General features: G+C 67.4%; 3 protein-coding genes. 1 reads left to right on the forward strand and 2 read right to left on the reverse strand.

Features of this window, described 5'->3' with window-relative positions; genetic code table 11:
• The first annotated feature begins 169 nt into the window (after window positions 1–169).
• A complete protein-coding gene (gene pnp / locus NFW05_RS15990) occupies window positions 170–2284 on the forward strand; it encodes a polyribonucleotide nucleotidyltransferase (RefSeq protein ID WP_295309189.1) in 2115 nt (704 codons plus the stop codon).
• 64 nt (window positions 2285–2348) lie between these two features.
• Here pnp and NFW05_RS15995 read toward each other — a convergent pair whose 3' ends face one another.
• Together NFW05_RS15995 and rnr are read right to left on the reverse strand one after the other, a co-directional pair.
• Window positions 2349–3368: a class 1 fructose-bisphosphatase gene (locus NFW05_RS15995; RefSeq protein ID WP_295309192.1), complete on the reverse strand. Its 1020-nt coding sequence runs from the start codon at window positions 3366–3368 to the stop codon at window positions 2349–2351.
• Window positions 3369–3735: 367 nt separating this feature from the next.
• Window positions 3736–5907, reverse strand: a complete 2172-nt coding sequence (rnr, locus tag NFW05_RS16000; RefSeq protein WP_295309195.1) for a ribonuclease R — start codon at window positions 5905–5907, stop codon at window positions 3736–3738.
• Between the last annotated feature and the right edge of the window lie 93 nt (window positions 5908–6000).

The following is a 6000-nucleotide window of genomic DNA, read 5'->3' on the forward strand; positions in this document are numbered from 1 at the left end:
CCGCGCTGCGGTCGGCGATGCAGGTGATTCGAAATGCTGGCAGCGGCCAGCCCGGTACGGGCTGCGCCGCTGTTCTCGTTGCTGCGTTTTATTGGCCAATTGGCGTGTCGGTTGATCTGTCTGCCGGAGTCGTGGGCAGGCACGCGCCAGATCATTGAGGAAGCAAACGATGTTCAATATCGTCAGGAAGAGCTTTGCCTACGGTGCCCACCAGATCACGCTGGAAACCGGCGAGATCGCCCGGCAGGCGAGCGGGGCGGTCGTCGTATCGATGGACGACACGGTCGTCCTAGTCACCGTCGTTGGCAACCGGACGGCGAAGCCGGGCCAGGATTTCTTTCCGCTGACCGTCGACTACATCGAAAAGACCTACGCCGCCGGCCGGATCCCCGGTGGTTTCTTCAAGCGCGAGGGCAGGCCGTCGGAGAAGGAGACGCTGACCTCACGGCTGATCGACCGCCCGCTGCGCCCGCTGTTCCCCGAAGGCTTCTACCACGAGGTGCAGATCGTCGCGATGGTCATGTCGCTGAACCCCGAGATCGACCCCGACGTCCCGGCGATGCTCGGCGCGTCGGCCGCACTGGCGATCTCGGGAATTCCCTTCGACGGTCCGATCGGCGCCGCACGCGTCGGCTACGTCGACGGCCAGTACGTGCTCAACCCGACGCTGAGCCAGCTCGAATCGAGCCAGCTCGACCTGGTCGTCGCCGGAACCGAAGCGGCCGTGCTGATGGTCGAATCGGAAGCGAAGGAGCTCTCCGAGGAGATCATGCTCGGCGCGGTCGTCTTCGGGCACCAGCAGATGCAGGCAGCGATCCAGGCGATCGACGAACTCGCCGCCGAGGCCGGCAAGCCCGAATGGGACTGGGCTCCGGCCGCGCGCAACGAGGCCGTCCATGGCAAGCTGATCCAGCTCGTCGACGGCGAACTGCAGGAAGCCTACCGGATCGGCAGCAAGCAGCTGCGCACCCAGCGGATCAAGGAAATCACCGCCTACGCGGTCGAGTCGCTGACCGCCGACGACGACGCTCCGGACGCCAACGCGATCCGCAACATGGTTTCCGACGTCGAGGCGCGAATCGTCCGCGGGCGGATTCTCGCCGGCGAACCGCGGATCGACGGCCGCGATACGCGAACGGTGCGCCCGATCGCCATCCGCTCGGGAGTCCTGCCGCGCGCCCACGGCTCGGCGCTGTTCACGCGCGGCGAGACGCAGGCGATCGTCGTCGCCACGCTCGGCACCGGCCGTGACGAGCAGATCGTCGACGCGCTTTCGGGCGAGCGCCGCGAACGCTTCATGCTCCACTACAACTTCCCGCCCTACGCGACCGGCGAATGCGGCCGCGTCGGCTCGCCGAAGCGGCGCGAGATCGGCCACGGCCGGCTCGCCAAGCGCGCGTTGGCTGGCGTCCTGCCGTCGGCCGAGGAGTTCTCGTACACGATCCGCGTCGTCTCCGAGATCACCGAATCGAACGGATCGAGCTCGATGGCCACCGTCTGCGGCTCTTCACTGGCGCTGATGGACGCCGGCGTGCCGCTGCGCGGACACGTCGCGGGAATCGCCATGGGGCTGATCAAGGAAGGCAACCGCTTCGCCGTGCTGACCGACATCCTCGGCGACGAGGACCACCTCGGCGACATGGACTTCAAGGTCGCCGGCACCGACGCCGGGGTTACCGCACTGCAGATGGACATCAAGATCCAGGGGATCACTGCGGAGATCATGCGCGTCGCGCTGGCCCAGGCGGCCGAGGCACGGCGCCACATCCTGCAGCAGATGCAGGGCTCGATGTCCGGTCACCGGGAAGAAGTGTCGAGCTACGCGCCGCGCCTCTATACGATGAAGATCAACCCCGAGAAGATCCGCGACGTGATCGGCAAGGGCGGAGCGGTAATCCGCGCGATCACCGAGGAAACCGGAACGACGATCGACATCAAGGACGACGGGACGATCACCATCGCCTCGGTCAGCGCCGACGCGGCCGACGCCGCCCGCGCGCGGATCGAATCGATCACCGCCGACGTCGAGGTCGGCAAGGTTTACGACGGAACGGTGCTCAAGCTCCTCGACTTCGGCGCGATCGTCAGCATCCTGCCTGGCCGCGACGGTCTGCTGCACATCTCGCAGATCGCCAACGAGCGCGTCAACGCCGTCGCCGACTACCTCAAGGAAGGCCAGAAGGTGCGCGTCAAGGTTCTCGAAGCCGACGAGAAGGGCCGCGTTCGTCTGTCGATGAAGGCGCTGACCCCCGAGGAAGCCGGCTCCGGCGCTGCCCCCGCCTGACTTTCGCGCGACCGACCCGGCAAGCCGGCGCGCCCGCCGATCGCGGGCGCGCCGACCGTCGGACCTACTGCTCCTGGCGATGGTACGAGATGATCCTCTCGACCTCGCTGCGCGAGCCCATGATCACCGGGCAGCGCTGGTGCAGGCCGGTCGGCTGCAGGTCGAGGATCCGCTCGGTCCCGGTCGTCGCCAGTCCGCCGGCCTGTTCGACGATGAAGCTCATCGGGTTCGCTTCGTACATCAGGCGCAGCTTGCCTTCCTGTTTCTTCGAACGCAGCTTGCGGTCGACCGGGTAGAGGAAGACGCCACCGCGGCAGAGCACGCGGTGCACGTCGGCGATCATCGCCCCCGCCCAGCGCATGTTGAAGTCCCTGCCGCGCGGCCCCTCCTTGCCGGCCAGGCACTCGTCGATGTAGCGGCGCACCGGCGGATCCCAGAAGCGCATGTACGCCGCGTTGATCGAGAACTCGCTGGTTTCCTCGGGGATCTGCATCGCCGGACTGGTCAGGATGTACTCGCCGATCCGCTGGTCGAGGGTGAAGCCATTGACCCCGTGTCCGGTGGTCAGGACCATCATCGACGACGGGCCGTAGAGCGCGTAGCCGGCGCAGATCTGGCGCGTTCCGGGCTGCAGGAAATCGTCTTCGGTCGGCTCGCCGATCGCCCCTTCCGGGCGACGCATGATCGAGAAGATGGTGCCGACCGCACCATTCACGTCGGTGTTCGTCGACCCGTCGAGCGGGTCGAAGACGAGCAGGTACTTGCCGCGCGGATACTGCCTTGGAAGCTGGTAGACGTCGTTCATCTCCTCGGAGGCCATCGCCGCGACATGCCCGGCCCACTCGTTGCGCTTGATGAACAGGTTGTTGGAAATCACGTCGAGTTTCTTCTGCGTCTCACCCTGGATGTTCTCGGTGTCCGCAGTGCCCAGAACGCCGACCAGACTGCCGTAGCGCACGGCGCTCGAGATCGCCTTGCAGGCGATCACGACGTCGTTGATCAGCGCCGTGAAGTCTCCCGAGACTCCCTGGATTCGTCGTTGTTCCTCGATGATGTACTCAGTGATCGTTGTGCCGATTGGCATGATGCTTGTCCTTGGGTTGTTTGATGGAGCCTGCCCGGTCAGGCGCCGACGTGCGGCTGCCAGGCCCGACCGGTGGACATTTTACCCTAGCGATCACATGGTTGATATGTGACACACGGCGCCCGCTTCCCCCGCCAGGACCGTCAGTCTCCCTTGGTGACGATCCAAGGTCAGGGACGCCGTCGCCCTGCCGATCCGGCCCAGCCGCGTCAGCAGGGCAGAGTCATCAGGGAGGTCTTCAGGGGAAGCCGCCCGATCCCGTGCCGATCTGCGGACTGCCGAGCCCGAGGGTGCGCATCGCCAACCTGCTCCAGCACGCCGCTTGGGAGCGCGCGAGCGGAGCGGCCGAGGACTCGGCAGCCACTCGTCAGGCCGACGCGCCGAGAACGAAGTCGATCTTCCCCGAATCGAGGTCGGCACGGACGACGGTCACCGCCAGGCGGTCGCCGAGACGATAGCGCCGGCCCGTCCGCTCGCCGCGCATCTGGTGCCTGACCGCGTCGAACACGAAGTACTCCTCGCCGAGTTCCGAGACGTGGATCAGCCCTTCGGCGTAGACCTCGTCGAGGGCGACGAAGACGCCGAACGGAACCACCGCCGAGATCGTTCCCGAGAAGCTCTCGCCGATCCGCTCGCGCATGTAGTAGCACTTGAGCCAGCTGGTCACGTCGCGCGTCGCCTCGTCGGCGCGCCGTTCGGTCATCGAGCAGTGCAGCCCGACCTCGTCCCAGTCGCCCGGCGAATAGTCCTTGCCGGCGAGGGCGGCCTTGATCGAACGATGGACGAGCAGGTCGGGGTAGCGGCGGATCGGCGAAGTGAAGTGCGTGTAGTGCTCGTAGGCGAGCCCGAAGTGCCCCACGTTGTCCGGGCTGTACATCGCCTGGCGCAGCGAGCGGAGCATCACCGTCTGCAGCAGTTGCGCGTCGGGGCGATCGCGGACGCTGTCGAGCAGCGCGGCGTAATCGCGGGCGACGGGGCGGTCGCCCCCGGCGAGGCCGAGGCCGAACTCGCGCAGGAACTCGCGCAGCGCGTCCAACTTCTCGGGAGTCGGGCCCTCGTGGATCCGGTAGAGGCACGCCTGCCGGTGGCGCTGCAGGTAGTCCGACGCGCAGACGTTGGCGGCGAGCATGCACTCCTCGATCAGCCGGTGCGCGTCGTTGCGCTGTACCGGGACGATCCGCTCGATCTTGCCCTGGTCGTTGAACAGCATCATCGTCTCGATCGTCTCGAAGTCGATCGCCCCGCGCCGGTCGCGCGCTTCGGCGAGCACCTTGAACAGCGAGTGGAGGTCGCCAAGCCGCGGCAGCAGCGCGCGGTGGACGTCGTTCTGCGGCTCGGCGGCCCCCGACAGCCACGCCCAGACCTGGTCGTAGGTCAGCCGCGCGTGCGAGCGGAACACCGCCTCGCCGAAGCGGTAGTCGACGATCTCGCCGCGCTCGTCGATGCGCAGGTCGCAGACCATCGCCAGCCGGTCGACGTCGGGCTTCAGCGAGCACAGCTCGTTCGACAGTTGCTCGGGCAGCATCGGGATCACCCGGCGCGGGAAGTACACCGAGTTCCCCCGCTCGCGCGCATCGCGATCGAGAGCCGTCGCCGGCCCGACGTAATGGCTGACGTCGGCGATCGCCACGACGAGCCGCCAGCCCCGCCCTCGCCTCTCGGCGAAGACCGCGTCGTCGAAGTCCCGGGCGTTCTCGCCGTCGATCGTCACCAGCGGCAGGTCGCGCAGATCGACGCGCCGTTGCGACTCGCGCGGATCGATCGCCTGCGGCAGCGCCGCCGCTTCGCCGAGCGCGGCCGCCGAGAACTCGAACGGCAGCTGGTGCTTGCGCAGCGCGATCTCGATCTCCATCCCCGGGTCGGCGTAATGGCCGAGGATCTCGACGATCTGCCCGACCGGCTTGGTGTGCCGGTCGGGCTGCTCGATGATCTCGACCGTGACCACCTCGCCGGCCTGCGCGCCGACGACCCCGTCGGGGGCGACGAGGATGTCCTGGTTGATCCGCCGGTCCTCGGGAACGACCAGCGTGATCCCGTGCTCGACGAGCACGCGGCCGACGACGCGGCTGTTCGCCCGCTCGAGCACCTCGACGATCGCCGCCTCGCGCCGCCCGCGGCGGTCGACGCCGACGACGCGAACCAGCGCGCGGTCGCGGTGCAGGACCTTGGACATCTGCCGCGCTTCGAGCACCAGCGCTTCGCTGCCGTCGTCGGGAATCAGGAAGCCGTAGCCGTCGGGATGCCCCTCGACCCGCCCGGCGATCAGGCTCGCGCGTTCGGGCAACAGGTAGCATTCGCGGCGGTTGCGCATCAATTGCGCGTCGCGCTCCATCGCCCGCAGGCGGCGCGCGAAGCTCTCCTGTTCGTCGGCGCGGATCTCGAGCAGCGCGCACAGCGCCGCGAAGCTGACCGGCCGGCCCTGATCGGCCAGCGTCTGGACGATGTATTCGCGCGACGGCAGCGGCTGCTCGTAACGCTTCTCCTCGCGATCGAGATACGGGTCGCGGCCACGGACCGCCGACGGTCTGCTGATTGACATTTGCTGATCTTTCTATAGAATTCGGCCTTCGCTGGAAGCGCCCAGGTGGCGAAATTGGTAGACGCGCTAGGTTCAGGTCCTAGTGGTGGCAAC

This window comes from Accumulibacter sp. (assembly GCF_023806625.1).
Lineage (GTDB): Bacteria > Pseudomonadota > Gammaproteobacteria > Burkholderiales > Rhodocyclaceae > Accumulibacter.

Coding starts and splice junctions, on each gene's coding strand:
- pnp (WP_295309189.1), top strand. CDS start 170: ATGTTCAATATCGTCAGGAAGAGCTTTGCCTACGGTGCCCACCAGATC.
- NFW05_RS15995 (WP_295309192.1), bottom strand. CDS start 3,368: ATGCCAATCGGCACAACGATCACTGAGTACATCATCGAGGAACAACGA.
- rnr (WP_295309195.1), bottom strand. CDS start 5,907: ATGTCAATCAGCAGACCGTCGGCGGTCCGTGGCCGCGACCCGTATCTC.